The organism is Methylophilus sp. Leaf408, assembly GCF_916856905.1.
Lineage (GTDB): Bacteria > Pseudomonadota > Gammaproteobacteria > Burkholderiales > Methylophilaceae > Methylophilus.
Map to the genome: position 1 here is coordinate 257,936 of NZ_CAKASK010000002.1, position 16,895 is coordinate 274,830.

Here is a 16,895-nt window from a genome sequence, read left to right on the forward strand (position 1 = left end):
GCAAATCAGGTTAACGCTTTCTTACCTGAATGACATTGCGGGGCTATTGCGAAGTGCATGCCAGTTAGGTACCCTGCATTACATGCAGTGATAAAGATTTTCGCAATGACGACCACTACACCCATTCCCGATAGCGACAGCACCATTTACAAAACCCTACTGGAATCCACTAAAGCCATTCCCTGGAAGATCGACTGGGCCAGCAAACAGTTTGCCTACATAGGCCCGCAGATTGAGCAGTTGCTCGGCTGGTCGCAGGATAGCTGGAAAACAGTGGAAGACTGGGCCACCCGCATTCATGAAGATGAGCGGGAACGTATCGTTAATTTTTGCGTGGAACGTTCATTACAGGGTCAGGACCATGAGGCCGATTACCGCGCGCTGACCAAACATGGCGAATATGTCTGGATCAGGGATGTAGTGCATGTGGTACGCACGCCAACAGGTGAGCCCGAAGCACTGATAGGTTTTATGTTTGATATCAGCGAGCGTAAAAAAACAGAGCAGCAATTATTGGAACTGCAAAAGCAGCTCGAAGAGTACTCATACAAAGACGGCCTGACAGAAGTGGCTAACCGCCGCATGTTTGATACGTTACTGGAACAGGAATGGCTGGAAGCAAAGCGTCATCAGCAGCCCTTGTCACTGATAATGATCGATATTGATTTCTTCAAACAGTACAATGATGTGTACGGTCATCTGCAAGGCGATGAAGTGTTAAAGCGCGTTGCCCGGACGTTGAATAGTGCCGGATTACGTACCAAGGACTTTTTCGCCCGGTTTGGTGGGGAGGAATTTGCATTGATTCTGCCGGAAACTAACGCAGCCTCAGCAATCAAGATTGCCGAGCGTTGCCGTAACCTGATTTTCAAGGAGCAAATCCCGCATGCCGGTTCAAAAATCAGCCAGATTCTGACAATTAGCCTGGGTGTTTCCAGCACCGTGTCGGTAAGCAATCTTGAACCAAAAGCGTTTGTGGAGTTTGTAGATAGCCTTTTATATCAGGCCAAGAATGCGGGTCGCAACCGCATTCAGCAAGGGAGCAAATAGACTTTACAAAACAGGCTTGCGACTCAGCGCCAGCATCGCTTCAATGGCTTGCGTTCTGGCATCTGCCACGGCTTGTTTAATTTCCGTTGGGGTAGCATAGTTTTTGGCAATGGCACCTGCATCGACCAATAGCGCTGCCTGCAATGCCTTGCGCAGATGCTCGGCATCATCCAGTGGACAATTTTCCAGCCCTAGCCTTCCGCGACTGTCGCACTCGCACGCCAGCAGAAAATCATCGAAGCGCGTGCGCTGACGAAAAGCATCCAGCTCCTCCAAGAAATTCAGCAAAGTGCTGGCTTTCATTTCGCGGGCAGCGTGCAATTTGCCATGGTATTTCGCCACTACCAGCGCCAGGTCCTTGCAATCGTTAGGCACTTTGAGGCGTGCAACTACATCGCGAATCTGGTCCACACTGCGTAACTCGTGGCCGATATGCCGCGGTAATACATCTGCCGGTGTCGTGCCTTTACCAAGATCATGCACTAGCGCAGCAAAACGCACCGGCAAGCTTAAACCTTGCCTGGCGGCATAATCAATCACCATCATGACATGCACGCCGGTATCAACCTCAGGGTGATAAATAGCTGTTTGCGGCACGCCCCACAAGCGAGCCAGCTCGGGAAAAATCACTTGCAAGGCGCCGCAATCACGCAGCATTTCAAACATTCGGCTAGGCTTTTTTTCCATCAGACCCTTAGCGATTTCCTGCCATACCCGTTCCGGTACCAGTGCATCTACTTCACCGTTTGCCACCATCTCACGCATCAACGCCATGGTTTCCGGTGCGACGCTAAATTCGGTGAAACGTGCGAGAAAGCGGCCTGCGCGCAGAATACGTACCGGGTCTTCGCTGAACGCTTCAGTGACATGCCTTAAGCGTTTTTCCTGGATATCCCGCTGCCCGTGAAAAGGGTCAACCAGGCGGCCGTCTTCGGCCTGGGCGATGGCATTCATCGTAAAGTCACGTCGTGCGAGATCTTCCTCGAGCGTCACTTCCGGGGCGGCGTAGACACTAAAACCCTTATAGCCCTTGCCTGTTTTACGTTCCGTGCGTGCCAACGCATGTTCCTGGTGCGTTTCAGGGTGAAGAAATACCGGGAAATCCTTGCCGACTGCACGATAGCCTGCCGCCAGCATTTGTTCTGGGGTGGCACCCACAACCACATAATCCCTGTCTTTGACCGGAAGACCTAGCAGGCCATCGCGGACAGCGCCGCCTACCTGATAGATTTGCATATGCAATTATCCATAGAAAAACACGAAGAAATGACTGTTAACGCCTGGCGTTAATCACGCGACCTGCCGCTGCACGAAAATCATCATAAGCACCACGCGGATTATTTTCCACCAGGTAGCCTGAGATCACAGCGAACATATCGGTAGGCACTACGCAAAGCTCATTCGCCATCGGTTGTTGACAGACATTGTCGACCTGCATGGACTTCACATTGTCGCGCGATAACAACTTGATTGGCAGCAACTGCATAAAACTGCCTTGTAATAGCGACATTTTTGGGCCCAACCCAATAATCCGCCGTTGCACACCGATCGTTTTCATCACAGCTTCCATCACCTGTTGCAAAGTCATGATCGCCGGGCCACCAAGCTCATAAATCCTGCAATAAGTCGCTGACTCATCTAAAGCCGTCACGAAAGCGGTTGCCACATCTTCAACCCAGATCGGCTGAAATTTGGCTTGTGGCATTGCCAGAACCAGTACTGGCACATACTGGATCAGCTTGGCGAATAAGTTAATAAAGCTGTCACGCGCGCCAAATATCACTGATGGGCGGAATATGGTGACATGCAATTTTTTGCTGGATTCCATCACTGCCTCATCGCCAGCCGCTTTACTACGCAAATATTCGCTAGGCGCGCTCACAGAAGCCTGCAATGCGCTCATGTGCAGCAATCTGGGGATGCCTAATTCAACACAAAGTTGCGCCACACGACGCGGCAACTGGTGATGCATTTTTTCAAAGCCGTTGTCACTGGTCTGGTGCAGAATACCGATCAGGTTGATCACAGCGTGACTACCTGCCAGCTGCGCTTTCAGTGCAGCATGGTCGTTGATATCGCACTCAACCACTTGCACATAGGGTAACAAAATCAGGTGTTTGGCTTTTTCCCTGCGGCGTGTCAACACCTTGACCTGGTACCCTGCCTGGTCCAAGCCGGCTACCACACTGCTCCCTACAAAACCGCTACCGCCCAATACTGTGACTGTCTTCATATCGCTTGTTCCTGATGCATGTTCGTATTAAAGAAAGCTTTGATTAAACTAAATTTAGTCACCAAACTTTTTGCTCAAACAAGGGTGCGCGTAAAATCTAATTATCGCGCCTGACCTCACTTACTTGGTTACTTGCAAGCCGCACTTCATAAAGCTTGCTTAAAGATATTGTACAGAAAAAAGTGTGCCTACTCTTGATCTGTAATTGTGATGGTCGTGATCACGCTTTCAGCATCAGCCACGGCACCACCATTACGCGCCGGAATAGTGCCCAAACGCTTTTTAAGCGTGATGACCGGCAACCCCAGCCTGGGTGCATACATGTGGGCGTTTGCCAGTACTTTTTTTACATAATTGCGTGTTTCACTGAAGGGAATGGTTTCGGCATAAATCGCGCCCTCCAGTGGCACGTTCGCTGCCCAGCGCCGGGCGCGGCTGGGGCCGGCATTGTAGGCGGCAGTCGCCATCGCTTCCTGGCCGTTGAAGGTATCCAGAGTGTAGCGCATGTAATAGGTACCAAGGTTCACATTGGTATCTATATCGTGCAGCATGGCATCACTATAGCTACTCCAGCCCAGTTTTTTGGCTATCCACTTGGCGGTTGCAGGCATGACCTGCATCAACCCGCCGGCGCCGACCGAGGATTTGGCATAGTGCATAAAACGGCTTTCCTGCCGGATAATGCCATATACCCAGGCTTCGTCAATAGCACGCGCTTTTGAAGCTTTTTGCAGGTAATCACGGTAAGGCGTAGGGTATCGCAATTCAAAATTATGGGTGCGACTGGTTTTATCGGCCGCCAATACCGTCAAATCGTACCAGCCTTTCAGTAAGGCATATTGCGCCGCCACGATACGGGAGGAATCATCCAATCCTTCAAGCAAATACATCCACTCCAGCCTGGCCTCATAGCGTGCATCGGCATCAAACAACGCTTCTATGCGCTTGATGCTGGCCAGGCGTGCAAACTGGCGGACTTCATCATCGGCAGGCTGGTATGTTGCCAACGGTTCACCTGCGACCGGCCCCAGCTCTTCAGCAGACAGCCAGCCGTAAAAATGACGTTCCTGGGAAAGTTTTGCCAATAACAAATTAGCTTCCGGTGCCTGGCCCTTGGTTTTCAGCGCACGTGCTTTCCAGTAGCGCCAGGTCTGCTCTTCAGATAATGCGTTCGGCATGCTATTAATAATCTTCAGTAAGGTATTCCAATCCTGCTCCCGCAATGCGCTACGGGCATACCATTCCCATTGCTCATTATTCAGAATAGCAGGTTCGACTTTGGCAAATGCCCTCACTGCTTCAGGCTCATGTTTTCTGGCGGATTCCAGCGCGATATAAGCTTGTATCAGTTGCCGCTCTTCATTGGATAAAAGCCCGCTGTATTTCTGGTAGCTGGTTTGTGCCAATGCGATATCTGCCTTGGCCTGGCGATGGATGGCGAAGAGATAAAGCGCACGGCCATAAGCTGATTTATCCTGAACATTATTCTTTTTCAAAACCAGGGCAGGGTTTTGTGCCACTTCATCGATCTGCTTGAGCAAAGTAGCATCGGTTTTCCGGCTACGCTTTGCCAATACTTTAGCCAAACCCGGTTTATTGGCAAACAAGGCATTTCGGTAGACAGTGAGCAGTAAGTTCTCGTCCAGCACGCCCACTTGCTGCAAGGCTTCCAGCATCCCCTGGCAGTCGGCAGGTAATTCTTTACCGGACAGCAATAAGTTTTTGCCATCTTCGTAAGCAATCGGGTCATCCAGCGCGATCCCTGCTTGTACTTGGAAGCACTGGTTTCCTGTGTCATTCAAGCTGTAATAGTTGGGAATCTGCGCGCGGATTTCGACAAACTGGTCCCAGAACTGCACGCGTCCCAGGCGTTTTAGCCAAAGTTCGCGCACGCGTTGGGATAACAATGATTCGTTATTTTCCTGCAGAAAAGCCTGCACCTGGTAATAGGATAATTGATCCATGGTCAGGATCATCTGCCAGTATTGCAAATATGGTGCGAGCGGTGATTTACGTTGCTTAAGGGTCTCAAGCGACTCGGTCAGCAACGGCAGATTCTTAGTCTGGTAAGCCTGTTTGGCTTGCAGATAGGTTTCAGTATCGCCAGCGTGGGCCGACGTTGCCAGCATAAGCAGGCACGACACCAATACACAGGCAGCAATTGAAAGGAGATGCCGGAATTTAGTCTTCATGAGTCAATAATCACAGGGTCTTACTATGCTCACGTGAGCACTCGCAAGTGCACCTGACTCATCACGTGGATTTAGGGGGTCACAATCAAATTCTGGCCAGGCGACTCAGAAAGAAAAACAGCAACAGGAGTAGCACTACGACGAAGCCGGCTTTCCATACTTTTTTAAGCCATTGCCAGTAGCGCGAGTTACCGGTTTGCCAGCCTAGCAGTGCCAGCACCAGAGTACTTAGCACCAGCACTGCAAATAATATCCGTATCCACCACATAGTTTCGCTATTCTTGTTAGTTAGGCTTAGTTAGGCTTGCTAATCAGGCAGCTGGTAAAAATGGCGCCGGACTAAAGTAGTCACGTTGACGCACAAAACCGACCGGGGCCTGGCTATCTTCAAAGGTACAGTATTCCCAGGCAGTGTCGTCTTTCAACAAGGCACGTAGCAGCTGGTTATTCAAGGCATGCCCAGACTTGAAGGCAGAAAACTGGCCGACAATGGGATAACCCAGGATATACAAATCGCCAATGGCATCCAGCACTTTGTGTTTGGCGAACTCGTCGTCGTAGCGCAAACCGCCACCATTCAGTACCTTGTATTCATCGAGCACAATCGCGTTATCAAGACTGCCGCCTTTGGCCAGGCCATTTGCGCGCAGGTACTCCACTTCGTGCATAAAACCAAAGGTACGCGCACGACTGATTTCGTCGACATAACTTTGGCTATCGTAATCAATATTCACCGTTTTACCTGAGAATTCGAACACGGGGTGTGCGAAATCAATCGTAAATTCGGCTTTGAAACCATGATGCGGTGTAAATTTTGCCCATTTATCACCATCTTGTACTTCTACCGGTTTCAGGATGCGCACAAATTTCTTCGGCGCCTCCAGTTCGGCTAAGCCGGCCGTTTGCAATAAGTAGATAAACGGCCCCGAACTGCCATCCATGATGGGCACTTCGGCTGCCGTTAACTCTATCAATACATTATCCACCCCCAGACCGGCGAGGGCGGACATCAAATGCTCCACAGTGGCAACGCGCGCACCTGAAAACTCTAGGGCTGAGCTCAGGCGGGTGTCGTTAACTGCCGTCGGGGTGACCCGCATGGCAGGCGTATCGGGCAAATCGATGCGCTTGAACACTACACCATGATCAGCAGGTGCCGGTTTAAGCGTCAGGGTGACTTTCTCACCGCTGTGTAGCCCTACGCCGGTCGCGCTAATCTGTTGTTTAAGCGTGCGTTGCTTTAACATGGTTTTCTCTTTTATCAGTGATTGACCCTATTATAAGCCAATCCCACTTCCAAACCGACAAGCAATCACTGCCTGAAGGTTAATCAGCCTGCTTACGCAGGAAAGCCGGAATATCATATTCTTCAATACCGGAATTCTTCATGGCTTCAACCTGTGCACGACGGCTGTTGCTGGTGAATACTGCCGGCTCATCTTCCTCAACTGTATTCTGGAAAATAGGCTGGTTAGTAGTACCGTCACGCAGTGTAGTCGTCGTCATGACTTTTAACTCAGGTTTCGCCTGACGCTTGCCGATAGAGCCGTTCAAGCCGGTGGCAACCATGGTCACACGCAGGTTATCAGCCATTTCTTCGTCAATCACGTTACCGATAATCACGGTCGCATCTTCTGCCGTGAATTCTTTGATAGTGTTCATCACATCATAGTATTCACGCATTTTGAAGCTGCTGCTGGCGGTAATATTGACCAATACACCACGTGCGTTGGCCAGGTTCACATCTTCCAGCAACGGGCTGGCTACTGCTTGTTCAGCCGCGATACGGGCACGGTTAGGGCCAGTTGCTTCAGCGGAACCCATCATTGCCATACCCATTTCAGACATCACGGTGCGTACGTCAGCAAAGTCGACGTTCACGGTACCCGGGCAGTTGATGATTTCGGCAATACCCGACACCGCATTTTGCAACACGTCATTAGCTGCACGATACGCTTCCATCACGGTTACATCTTCACCCAACACATCCATCAGCTTTTCGTTTGGGATAACAATCAGAGAGTCAACGTACTGGGAAAGTTCTTCCAAACCCTCTTGTGCAACTTTTGCACGCTTGCCTTCGAAAGCAAACGGCTTGGTCACCACAGCAACGGTCAGGATGCCCATTTCACGTGCGACTTCTGCAATGATAGGGGCCGCGCCGGTACCGGTACCGCCACCCATACCTGCAGTGATAAACAGCATGTCTGCGCCATCAATGGTTTCCGCGATGCTGTCACGGTCTTCCAGTGCGGCTTCACGTCCGATTTCCGGCTTGGCACCAGCACCCAGACCCTTGGTGATATCGGCACCAATTTGCAGTACCACTTTGGCATTGCTCTTTTTCAAAGCCTGCATATCCGTATTAGCGCAAATAAACTCTACGCCCGGCACCATCTTGGTCATCATGTGCTCAACGGCGTTACCACCGCAACCACCGACACCAATTACCTTGATTACTGCACCTTCGTTCTCTTTGTCAAAAATTTCAATCATCATTCACTCTCCATTTGCCTAACTTTTGAGGATTGGGTTGCCCCGCACACTCGCCCTAAACACAGTTAAAAATTACCCAAAAACTAGAAATTACCTGTAAACCAACTTTTCATTCTCTCAAGCAACCTGCCCACCGAGCCAGACTGCAGATTCCCTACCATTTGCTTTTCCACCTGCTGCTTAGCCATCAGCAACAGGCCAATACCGGTGGCATAGCGAGGATTACCCACCACCTCAGATAAACCTTCCACATAGCGCGGGATACCGAGGCGCACCGGTGTGTGGAAAATCTCTTCGCCCAGCTCCACCATGCCGCGCATTTGTGCAGCGCCACCGGTAATCACAATCCCGGAAGCGATCATGGATTCCATACCACTGCGGCGCAGTTCCTGCTGTACAAACTCGTAAATCTCTTCGACGCGGTCTTCAATCACCTCAGTCAATGCCTGGCATGACAATTGACGCGGCTCACGGCCATCAACCGCCTGTACTTCAACCACTTCACGCGGGTCCGCCAATTGACGCAAGGCACAGCCATGTTTGACCTTGATTTCTTCCGCTGACTGCGTGGGAGTACGCAAGGCCACCGCGATGTCATTGGTAATCTGGTCACCGGCAATCGGTATCACCGCGGTATGGCGGATGGCGCCATTTTTAAACACGGCGATGTCAGTCGTGCCGCCACCGATATCCACCAGGCAAACCCCTAATTCTTTTTCATCTTCGGTCAGTACAGATTCGCTGGAAGCCAGTGGTTGCAGGATCAGGTCGCTCACTTCCAGGCCGCAACGCTTGATACACTTGACGATATTCTGTGCCGCCGCAATCGCACCGGTCACGATATGCACACGCACTTCTAGGCGGATGCCGCTCATACCCAATGGCTCGCGCACGTCTTCCTGGCCATCGATAATAAATTCCTGGGTCAGGATATGCAGAATCTGCTGATCCGCTGGCAAGGCAATCGCACGGGCGGTATCGACCACACGGTCAATATCGCTTTGCGAAACTTCGCTTTCCTTGATTTTCACCATGCCGTGTGAGTTCAGGCTTTTGATATGGCTGCCGGCAATCCCTGAATACACGGTGTTGATTTTGCAGTCAGCCATCAGCTCCACTTCTTCAATTGCGCGCTGAATCGCTTGCATGGTGGAGTCGATATTCACCACCACGCCTTTTTTCAGGCCGCGTGAAGCATGCTGACCAACGCCAATCACCTTCAAGGTACCTTCGGGCAAAATCTCTGCCGCGATGGCCACGATCTTGGAGGTGCCGATATCCAGGCCCACAATTAAATTTTTATCTTCTCTTGCTCTACTCATTTCATTTCCTTGCACATCTTGCTTCAGGCAATTTCTTATCAGGCTCCGTTGCGCGGCATACGCAACGCAAAGCCATTTGGATAGCGTAAATCGGCATACCGCCAGTCACTCTCAGCAATCGCCGGCTGCTGGGTGTAGGCTGCTACAAATTGTTGCAACCTTTGTTTAGCTGCTTCACGTCCCAGCATCATTTGCCGTTTATCAGCGGTCTTGATCTCCCAGGCGCGTCGTGACGACAAGCTCAATTGCTGAATCTGCAATGAGGTCACTGACAATGTCTGCGCAAAACTGGCATAACCTTGCGCGAGTTCTTTCACCGCATCACCCGGGCCATAGAACACCGGCAATTGCTCATCAGAGGCTGCCTGGAATAATTCACCATGGCGGTTCACCAATGCCACCCCACCCCAGCGGCCAATGGCCTGATGCTCTTCAATCTGCACAACAATGGTGTCAGGCCATTGGCGACGGACACTGACCTTGCGCGCCCATGGCAGCTTCTCGAACGCGGTGCGGGTGCGTTGCAGATCCAGTGTGTAAAAATTACCTTTTAAATATTTGCTGACAATCAGTTGAATCTGCTCGTGATTGACATGATCAAGATTGCCTTCAACCTGCACATGCTTAACCGGGAAGATAGGCAGATGCAACACCACAAACAACAAGGCGTACAGCATCAGCACCACTGCCAGTGAAAACAGCAGATTGGCAGTCCAGTTCAGCAATGTCGGTCTATGCCACATCGTCTATGCGTTTCCGTTTGAGGCCTTCAATGTTTGCTGCAAAATGTTTATGACCAGTGCATCAAAATCCAGCCCAGCCGCTTTGGCTGCCATCGGCACCAGGCTGTGGTCTGTCATGCCCGGGCTGGTATTTACTTCCAGGAAATAATGTTTACCCGCCTCATCCATCAAAAAGTCCACGCGGCCCCAGCCACTGCAACCCAGCACCCTGAACGCCTGCAAAGCTTCTGCCTGGATCTGCGCTTCCTGTGCGGCAGACAAGCCACTCGGGCAACGGTATTCGGTATCGTCACGCAGGTACTTGGCTTCGTAATCGTAGTATTCGTTTTTCGGCACAATCCTTATCACCGGCAACGCGGTATCGCCGAGGATGCCAACGGTGTACTCACCACCACCAACAAACTGTTCGGCAATCACCAGGGGATCAGAGGCTTTAGCCAGGGTATAAGCCGCAGCCAGTTCGGCAGTCTGCTTGACCTTGCTCACGCCTATGCTTGAACCTTCGTTGGCAGGTTTCACAAAGACGGGCAATCCCAGCGTCGCGACGACTTCCTCGGTAGTTGTCGATTCATCCATCAGCACAAAATCAGGGGTTACTACACCAGCAGCTGTCCACAGCAATTTGGTACGCCATTTATCCATACCGAGCGCAGATGCCATGACTCCGCTGCCGGTATAAGGGATATCCATCAGTTCCAATGCGCCCTGTATGGTGCCGTCTTCACCAAAGCGGCCATGCAAGGCGATAAAGGCGCGGTCATACCCTTTCAAGGCAGACAATTCTTGCGTGGCCGGATCGAATGCATGCGCATCGACACCCTGACGCTGTAAGGCGGCCAACACCGCAGAGCCACTTTTCAGCGACACTTCACGCTCGCCAGAACGTCCACCGAATAACACGGCTACCTTGCCAAATTTTTGCTGTGCTGCACTCATGCTTTTAAAACGCTTTCCCCAATGACTTTCACTTCCTGTATCAATTCCACGCCCTGCTTTTCATGCACGGTGGTTTTGACACGCTCTATCAATGCTTCAATATCTGCTGCGCTCGCATTGCCCAAATTCACGATGAAATTGGCATGCTTTTCTGAAACCTGTGCACCACCAATGATGGCGCCTTTCAAGCCAGATACTTCAATCAAGCGTGCCGCAAAGTCGCCTTCCGGATTGCGGAAAGTGGATCCTGCGCTCGGCATGTTCAGCGGCTGGCTCGCCAGGCGTTTTGCCAGCAACTGTTTGATCTGTTCGGCAGAAGTTTTGCCATCGCCTTGCGGGATAGCAAACCAGCCGCCCAGAAACCATTCATCTGCCACGGGGTGTGTTACGTGGCGATAGGCAGGCGCATAGTCAGCACGATTTCGCACTTGTACCGCGCCACTGCGATGTATGGTTTTTACCTGATCTACCCATTGCCAGGTTTCGCCACCATAACAACCGGCGTTCATCGCCAGCGCACCGCCTACCGTTCCGGGGATACCCGCCATAAATTCGGCACCAGCGCGATTGTGGCTGGCAGCAAAACGTGCCAGCTTGGCGCAGGTAACACCGGCATCGGCATACACCCGTTCGCCTTGCATTTCAAGTTGCTGCAAGGCCTGATGCATGACCACTACCGTGCCACGCACACCACCATCCCGTACCAGCAGGTTGCTGCCCAAGCCAATAAAGGTCAGCGGCTCATCCGCCGGCAACTGTTGCAGGAATTGCTGCAGGTGCTCGACATTATCGGCCAGCACCAGCTGGTCAGCCTCGCCACCCACGCGCCAGCTAGTGTAGCGAGTCAGCGGTTCGTGTTGCAGCACTTTTAACCCTGTTGCGCTCATCGCGTCGCCAGCTCCCGCGTTTTGGCCGCGACGTTACCGATATTGCCGGCGCCCATCACGACCACCACATCTCCCGCCTGCACGCTATCCAGTATGGTGGCCGGCAACTCATCTGTGGTTTCCACAAATCGTGGTTCTACCTTGCCGTTTACACGGATGGCACGGATCAGGCTGCGGGTGTCAGCCGCGACAATCGGCGCTTCGCCAGCCGAATACACTTCTGTCAGCAACAACGCATCAACAGTTGACAATACCTTGACGAAATCCTCGAAGCAGTCGCGGGTGCGGGTATAGCGATGCGGCTGGAAAGCCAGCACCAGGCGACGCTCCGGAAACGCACCACGTGCGGCAGCTATTACAGCCTGCATTTCAACCGGGTGGTGACCGTAATCATCAATCAGAGTCATATGACCATCGGCAACCGGGATTTCACCATAGCGCTCAAACCTGCGACCTACGCCCCTGAACTCGGCCAGTGCTTTCAGGATGGCCGCATCCGGCACATTTAATTCTGTCGCAATCGCAATCGCCGCCAGTGCATTCAACACATAGTGATGCCCTGGCAGATTGAGGGTGACTTCATTGCGTACCGTCGTGCCGTTTTTGCGGATCAGCGTGAAATGCATTTTGCCGCCATCAGCGACGATGTTTTCAGCACGGATACTGGCATCTTCATGGGTGCCATAAGTAGTCACCGGACGTGTCACGCGCGGCAGGATTTCACGCACATTGGCATCGTCAATGCACATCACGGCCATGCCCCAGAATGGGATTTGCTGCAAAAATTCAACAAACGCCGTTTTCAGCTTGTCGAAGCTATGCTCATAGGTATCCATGTGGTCCTGGTCAATATTGGTGACCACAGCAAGCACCGGATTCAGGTGCAGGAAGGACGCATCAGATTCATCTGCCTCAACCACTATCCACTCACCAGTGCCCAGTTTGGCGTTGGCACTGGCTGCTTCCAGCTTGCCGCCAATGACAAAGGTCGGGTCCATGTCTGCTTCAGCCAGAATGCTGGCAATCAGGCTGGTGGTCGTGGTTTTGCCATGCGTACCTGCCACGGCGATACCCTGCTTGAAGCGCATCAGTTCAGCCAGCATCAGTGCACGTGGAATCACCGCGACCTTGCGTGCACGGGCCGCGATAATTTCCGGGTTCTCTTCGTTAATTGCACTGGATACCACCACTACATCGGCATCACCCAAGTGTTCGGTCGCATGCCCCTGGTACACCTTGGCACCAAAGCCTTGCAAGCGTTTGGTAGTCGCATTGCTGGCCAGGTCTGAGCCGCTGATCTCAAAGCCAAGGTTGAGCAATACCTCGGCAATCCCGCTCATGCCAGAACCGCCTATGCCGACAAAATGAATTTTTTTGACTTTATGTTTCATGCTGCTCGTTGTTTCTCATTTGTATTTGCTGTTGCCAGCTGCTGGCAAATTTCTGCCACTTGTTGTGTGGCTTGTGGCCGTGCTAAAGCACGTGCCTTTTGTGCCATCACCAGACAGATGTTACGGTCCAGCGCTTGCAAGGTATTCGCCAGCTGACTCACATCCAGGTCTCTTTGCTGGATCAGTAGCGCGGCGCCTGCCTGTTGCAGATAGGCTGCATTGATAGTTTGGTGGTCATCCACCGCAAACGGGAATGGCACCAGAATGCTGGCAGCCCCTACATTCGCCAGCTCGGCAATCGTTAATGCCCCGGCACGGCAAATTACCAGGTCAGCCCAGGCATACACCTCAGCCATATCCTGGATAAATGCGCGGCAATCAGCTGCAACGCCGGCTTCTGCATAGGCTTTTTTCAGTGCTTCAATATGTTTTTCACCCGCCTGGTGAATAATCTGTGGGCGCGTATTGTGCGGCAATTGGGCAAAGGCTTTTGGCAACAACGTATTCAATGCTGCTGCACCCAGACTGCCGCCCACAACCAGTACGCGTAACACACCATGATGATCTGCAAAACGCGATTCCGGCACCTGCAAGGTGGTAATCTCTTCCCGCACAGGATTACCAACCGTTTCGCCTTTTTTGCCCAGTGCATTGGGAAACCCGGTCAATACCCGGTTTGCAATGTTGGCTAATACCTTGTTGGTCAATCCGGCGACAGAATTTTGCTCATGAATCACCAGCGGAATGCCTGCCATTTTCGCCATCACGCCGCCAGGGAATGCCGCAAAACCACCCATGCCCAACACCACATCGGGTTGATGCTGGCTTATCGCGCTTTTAGCCTGTGCAAATGCGCGTGACAACTTCACCGGTAAAGTCAGCCAGCCTTGCAGACCTTTGCCACGCACCCCTTGCATGGTCATCATGGCTTTTTCATAAGGCTTGCCGGCAATCAGACGATTTTCCATACCGCCTTCAGTCGCCAGCCATACGATCTTCCAGCCTTGCGCGTGCAAAGCATCAGCCACTGCAATTGCAGGATAGACATGCCCCCCAGTGCCACCAGCCATCACCATCAATGTGTACTGGCGGCTCATGTTTGCAGCCCTTTCTGCAAACGTCTGTTCTCAAAATCGATGCGTAACAGCACAGATAAGGCAATGCAGTTTGCCAGGATGCCGCTACCGCCATAAGAAAGTAGTGGCAGCGTCAAGCCTTTAGTTGGCAGTAAACCCATGTTCACGCCCATATTGATAAAGCCTTGCACACCCATCCAGACGCCGATCCCCTGTGCCAGCAATGCAGCGTAATAACGCTCATTTGCCACCGCTTCCTTGGCGATACTGAATGCGCGGATCACCAGCCATGCAAACAGCAGCACGACCACCATCACACCGACATAACCGAGCTCTTCCGCCACCACTGCCAGCAGGAAATCGGTATGTGCTTCCGGCAGGTACAATAATTTTTCAACGCTGCCGCCCAGGCCTACCCCCCAGAATTCACCCCGGCCAAAAGCAATCAACGCGTGCGACAGCTGGTAACCGGTATCAAACGGGTCATCAAAAGGATTCAGGAAACCTTTCATACGCTCCAGGCGGTAAGGTTCCATCACTACTAATCCCACCACAGCAAGCGGCAGTGCGCCGAGCATGGCAAGAAATATTTTGATATGCACGCCACCCAGCCACATGATGGAAAACGCAATCGACGCGGTCACCGCAAATGCGCCGAAATCCGGTTCACGTAACAGCAGCACGCCGACGAATACCATCACACCCAGCATAGGCAAAAAGCCTTTGGTAAAGCTGTGCATATTGCTGGCCTTGCGGATCGCATAATCAGAGGCATACATGGCAATAAACAGCTTCATTAATTCCGAAGGTTGCAGGTTCATGACCAGCAATGAGATCCAGCGGCGGCTGCCGTTGACCACTTTGCCGATACCGGGAATTAACACCAGCACCAGCAACACAATGCCGAACACAAACAGATAAGGCGACATTTTCTGCCACCAGGCCATAGGCACCTGGAATACAACGACAGCGGCTACTAGCCCCACAGCCACATACAAGGCCTGGCGCATCAGGAAATAAGTGCTGTTGTGCCCAAACATCTTGCTTGCATCGGCATAGGCGATTGAGGCGGAATAGACCATCACCATGCCAAATGCCAGCAATGACAGCACTACCCATACCAGCGACAAGTCGTAACTGGGCGAGTTGTAGCGCTCACGCGTCATCATTAGCGGACCAAGCATGCGTCCTCCATGGCTTTGACCGCCTCAACAAATACCTGCGCCCTATGCTCATAATTCCTGAACATATCAAAACTGGCGCAGGCAGGTGACAGCAATACCGCATCACCGGGTTCCGCCAGCGTTTTTGCGATATGCACGGCAGCGGTCAGGTCGACTGCATCCACTACCGGCACTTGAATATCTTGCAAAACCTGCTGAATTTTTGGCCCGTCACGCCCGATCAGTACGACTGCCCTGGCATGCTGGATAACGGCATCCCGCAACGGACTGAAATCCTGGCCTTTGCCATCGCCACCCGCGATTAGCACCACTTTTTGTGGTTTACCCTGTTTGAGCATGCCGCTGATGGCCGCCGTAGTCGCACCCACGTTAGTGCCTTTGGAGTCATCGTAAAAGTCGACTTCTTCAATACTGGCAACCCATTCCACACGGTGTGGCAAACCTGTGAATGACTGCACGGTATGCAGAATGGATACTTTATCTATGCCTATCGCCTGCGTTAATGCAATCGCTGCCAGCGCATTGGCAATATTGTGCTTGCCACGGATATGCAGGCTATCGGCCTCAATGTAATGACGATGACCGGCGCACAACCAGCCCAGATCATTCAAGCCATAATCATTGATGGTTGGTGCAGGGTTCACCCCGAATGAAACCTGTGGCAACTGGCCAGCCAATGCGGCACTGGCAGGATCATCACGGTTCACAATCGCGATACGGGCATGCTGGTAAATGCGCGCCTTGGATTGGGCATAATCTTCCATGCCGGAATATCTATCCATATGATCTTCGGACAGGTTCAAAATGGTCGCTGCGTCTATCTGTAATTGTTGTGTCGCTTCCAGCTGAAAACTGGAAAGCTCAAGCACATACACATCCGGCGCTGTCATTTGCAACGTATCCAGCACTGGCACACCGATGTTGCCAGCCACAATGGTGTTCAGACCTGCCTGTTTGCAGATTTCACCGACCAGGGTAGTCACCGTGGTTTTACCGTTAGACCCTGTGATGCCAATCACCTTTGCATACGGGGCTCGGAAACGCGCAAACAACTCAATATCGCCAATCACGTTCTTGCCTTGCGCAATCAGCTGTTGCAACACGGGCTCTTTCAGTGACACGCCCGGGCTGGTCACTATGGTATCCATGCCGGATAACAGGGCAGCATTAAAAGGCCCCAGATGGCACTCCACATCAGGAAATTCTTCCAGCAAACGGTCCTGTCCGGGTGGATGTAAACGTGAGTCGAACATCACCACCTCTGCACCCATTTGACGCAGCCAGCGCAAAGCAGAGAAGCCGGTGTCACCCAGTCCTATTACCCCTACCCGCTGTTGTTCAAATTGTTTTTTCATTGTCTCTACGCTCGACAGAATTTCCGCTTT

15 protein-coding genes are annotated in these 16,895 nt (G+C 52.0%); 1 reads left to right on the forward strand and 14 read right to left on the reverse strand.

The annotated features are described in order from the left end of the window. The first annotated feature begins 105 nt into the window (after nucleotides 1–105). Nucleotides 106–1,050: a sensor domain-containing diguanylate cyclase gene (locus tag LPA26_RS12070; protein ID WP_229008534.1), complete on the forward strand. Its 945-nt coding sequence runs from the start codon at nucleotides 106–108 to the stop codon at nucleotides 1,048–1,050. Nucleotides 1,051–1,053: 3 nt separating this feature from the next. Here LPA26_RS12070 and LPA26_RS12075 read toward each other — a convergent pair whose 3' ends face one another. From LPA26_RS12075 to murD, 14 genes are all read right to left on the reverse strand, one after another. Beyond that, complete coding sequence (locus LPA26_RS12075; RefSeq protein ID WP_229008535.1) at nucleotides 1,054–2,286, reverse strand: multifunctional CCA addition/repair protein; 1,233 nt, start codon at nucleotides 2,284–2,286, stop codon at nucleotides 1,054–1,056. A 37-nt stretch (nucleotides 2,287–2,323) separates the two neighbouring features. Continuing rightward, nucleotides 2,324–3,283 carry a complex I NDUFA9 subunit family protein gene (locus tag LPA26_RS12080; RefSeq protein ID WP_229008536.1) on the reverse strand — a complete coding sequence of 320 codons (960 nt, stop codon included), beginning with the start codon at nucleotides 3,281–3,283 and terminating at the stop codon, nucleotides 2,324–2,326. 188 nt (nucleotides 3,284–3,471) lie between these two features. Further along, nucleotides 3,472–5,475: a transglycosylase SLT domain-containing protein gene (locus LPA26_RS12085; RefSeq protein ID WP_229008537.1), complete on the reverse strand. Its 2,004-nt coding sequence runs from the start codon at nucleotides 5,473–5,475 to the stop codon at nucleotides 3,472–3,474. Between the two features lie 85 nt (nucleotides 5,476–5,560). Beyond that, the gene (locus LPA26_RS12090; protein WP_055869816.1) at nucleotides 5,561–5,743 is read right to left on the reverse strand and encodes a hypothetical protein; all 183 of its coding nucleotides are present in this window, start codon (nucleotides 5,741–5,743) and stop codon (nucleotides 5,561–5,563) included. A 43-nt stretch (nucleotides 5,744–5,786) separates the two neighbouring features. Then, complete coding sequence (gene lpxC / locus LPA26_RS12095; protein WP_055869814.1) at nucleotides 5,787–6,722, reverse strand: UDP-3-O-acyl-N-acetylglucosamine deacetylase; 936 nt, start codon at nucleotides 6,720–6,722, stop codon at nucleotides 5,787–5,789. Nucleotides 6,723–6,801: 79 nt separating this feature from the next. Next, on the reverse strand, nucleotides 6,802–7,971 hold the full coding sequence (gene ftsZ, locus LPA26_RS12100) for a cell division protein FtsZ (protein ID WP_055829113.1): 1,170 nt from the start codon (nucleotides 7,969–7,971) through the stop codon (nucleotides 6,802–6,804). A gap of 83 nt (nucleotides 7,972–8,054) precedes the next feature. Continuing rightward, the gene (gene ftsA, locus LPA26_RS12105; protein WP_055828192.1) at nucleotides 8,055–9,293 is read right to left on the reverse strand and encodes a cell division protein FtsA; all 1,239 of its coding nucleotides are present in this window, start codon (nucleotides 9,291–9,293) and stop codon (nucleotides 8,055–8,057) included. Between the two features lie 38 nt (nucleotides 9,294–9,331). Continuing rightward, on the reverse strand, nucleotides 9,332–10,036 hold the full coding sequence (locus LPA26_RS12110; protein WP_055828194.1) for a cell division protein FtsQ/DivIB: 705 nt from the start codon (nucleotides 10,034–10,036) through the stop codon (nucleotides 9,332–9,334). A gap of 3 nt (nucleotides 10,037–10,039) precedes the next feature. Next, complete coding sequence (locus LPA26_RS12115; RefSeq protein WP_229008538.1) at nucleotides 10,040–10,972, reverse strand: D-alanine--D-alanine ligase; 933 nt, start codon at nucleotides 10,970–10,972, stop codon at nucleotides 10,040–10,042. Further along, the gene (murB, locus tag LPA26_RS12120; protein ID WP_229008539.1) at nucleotides 10,969–11,859 is read right to left on the reverse strand and encodes a UDP-N-acetylmuramate dehydrogenase; all 891 of its coding nucleotides are present in this window, start codon (nucleotides 11,857–11,859) and stop codon (nucleotides 10,969–10,971) included. The genes LPA26_RS12115 and murB overlap by 4 nt, the downstream gene beginning before the upstream one ends. Then, nucleotides 11,856–13,250 (reverse strand): UDP-N-acetylmuramate--L-alanine ligase, encoded by a 1,395-nt coding sequence (murC, locus tag LPA26_RS12125; protein ID WP_229008540.1) that lies wholly within the window; start codon nucleotides 13,248–13,250, stop codon nucleotides 11,856–11,858. Before murC ends, murB begins: the two co-directional genes overlap by 4 nt. Continuing rightward, nucleotides 13,247–14,347 (reverse strand): undecaprenyldiphospho-muramoylpentapeptide beta-N-acetylglucosaminyltransferase, encoded by a 1,101-nt coding sequence (gene murG / locus LPA26_RS12130; RefSeq protein ID WP_229008541.1) that lies wholly within the window; start codon nucleotides 14,345–14,347, stop codon nucleotides 13,247–13,249. Before murG ends, murC begins: the two co-directional genes overlap by 4 nt. Then, on the reverse strand, nucleotides 14,344–15,510 hold the full coding sequence (ftsW, locus tag LPA26_RS12135) for a putative lipid II flippase FtsW (protein ID WP_055869800.1): 1,167 nt from the start codon (nucleotides 15,508–15,510) through the stop codon (nucleotides 14,344–14,346). The genes murG and ftsW overlap by 4 nt, the downstream gene beginning before the upstream one ends. Beyond that, entirely contained in the window at nucleotides 15,495–16,865 is a 1,371-nt protein-coding gene (gene murD / locus LPA26_RS12140) for a UDP-N-acetylmuramoyl-L-alanine--D-glutamate ligase (protein ID WP_229008542.1), read from the reverse strand. Before murD ends, ftsW begins: the two co-directional genes overlap by 16 nt. Between the last annotated feature and the right edge of the window lie 30 nt (nucleotides 16,866–16,895).

Coding starts and splice junctions, on each gene's coding strand:
- LPA26_RS12070 (WP_229008534.1), top strand. CDS start 106: ATGACGACCACTACACCCATTCCCGATAGCGACAGCACCATTTACAAA.
- LPA26_RS12075 (WP_229008535.1), bottom strand. CDS start 2,286: ATGCAAATCTATCAGGTAGGCGGCGCTGTCCGCGATGGCCTGCTAGGT.
- LPA26_RS12080 (WP_229008536.1), bottom strand. CDS start 3,283: ATGAAGACAGTCACAGTATTGGGCGGTAGCGGTTTTGTAGGGAGCAGT.
- LPA26_RS12085 (WP_229008537.1), bottom strand. CDS start 5,475: ATGAAGACTAAATTCCGGCATCTCCTTTCAATTGCTGCCTGTGTATTG.
- LPA26_RS12090 (WP_055869816.1), bottom strand. CDS start 5,743: ATGTGGTGGATACGGATATTATTTGCAGTGCTGGTGCTAAGTACTCTG.
- lpxC (WP_055869814.1), bottom strand. CDS start 6,722: ATGTTAAAGCAACGCACGCTTAAACAACAGATTAGCGCGACCGGCGTA.
- ftsZ (WP_055829113.1), bottom strand. CDS start 7,971: ATGATTGAAATTTTTGACAAAGAGAACGAAGGTGCAGTAATCAAGGTA.
- ftsA (WP_055828192.1), bottom strand. CDS start 9,293: ATGAGTAGAGCAAGAGAAGATAAAAATTTAATTGTGGGCCTGGATATC.
- LPA26_RS12110 (WP_055828194.1), bottom strand. CDS start 10,036: ATGTGGCATAGACCGACATTGCTGAACTGGACTGCCAATCTGCTGTTT.
- LPA26_RS12115 (WP_229008538.1), bottom strand. CDS start 10,972: ATGAGTGCAGCACAGCAAAAATTTGGCAAGGTAGCCGTGTTATTCGGT.
- murB (WP_229008539.1), bottom strand. CDS start 11,859: ATGAGCGCAACAGGGTTAAAAGTGCTGCAACACGAACCGCTGACTCGC.
- murC (WP_229008540.1), bottom strand. CDS start 13,250: ATGAAACATAAAGTCAAAAAAATTCATTTTGTCGGCATAGGCGGTTCT.
- murG (WP_229008541.1), bottom strand. CDS start 14,347: ATGAGCCGCCAGTACACATTGATGGTGATGGCTGGTGGCACTGGGGGG.
- ftsW (WP_055869800.1), bottom strand. CDS start 15,510: ATGCTTGGTCCGCTAATGATGACGCGTGAGCGCTACAACTCGCCCAGT.
- murD (WP_229008542.1), bottom strand. CDS start 16,865: ATGAAAAAACAATTTGAACAACAGCGGGTAGGGGTAATAGGACTGGGT.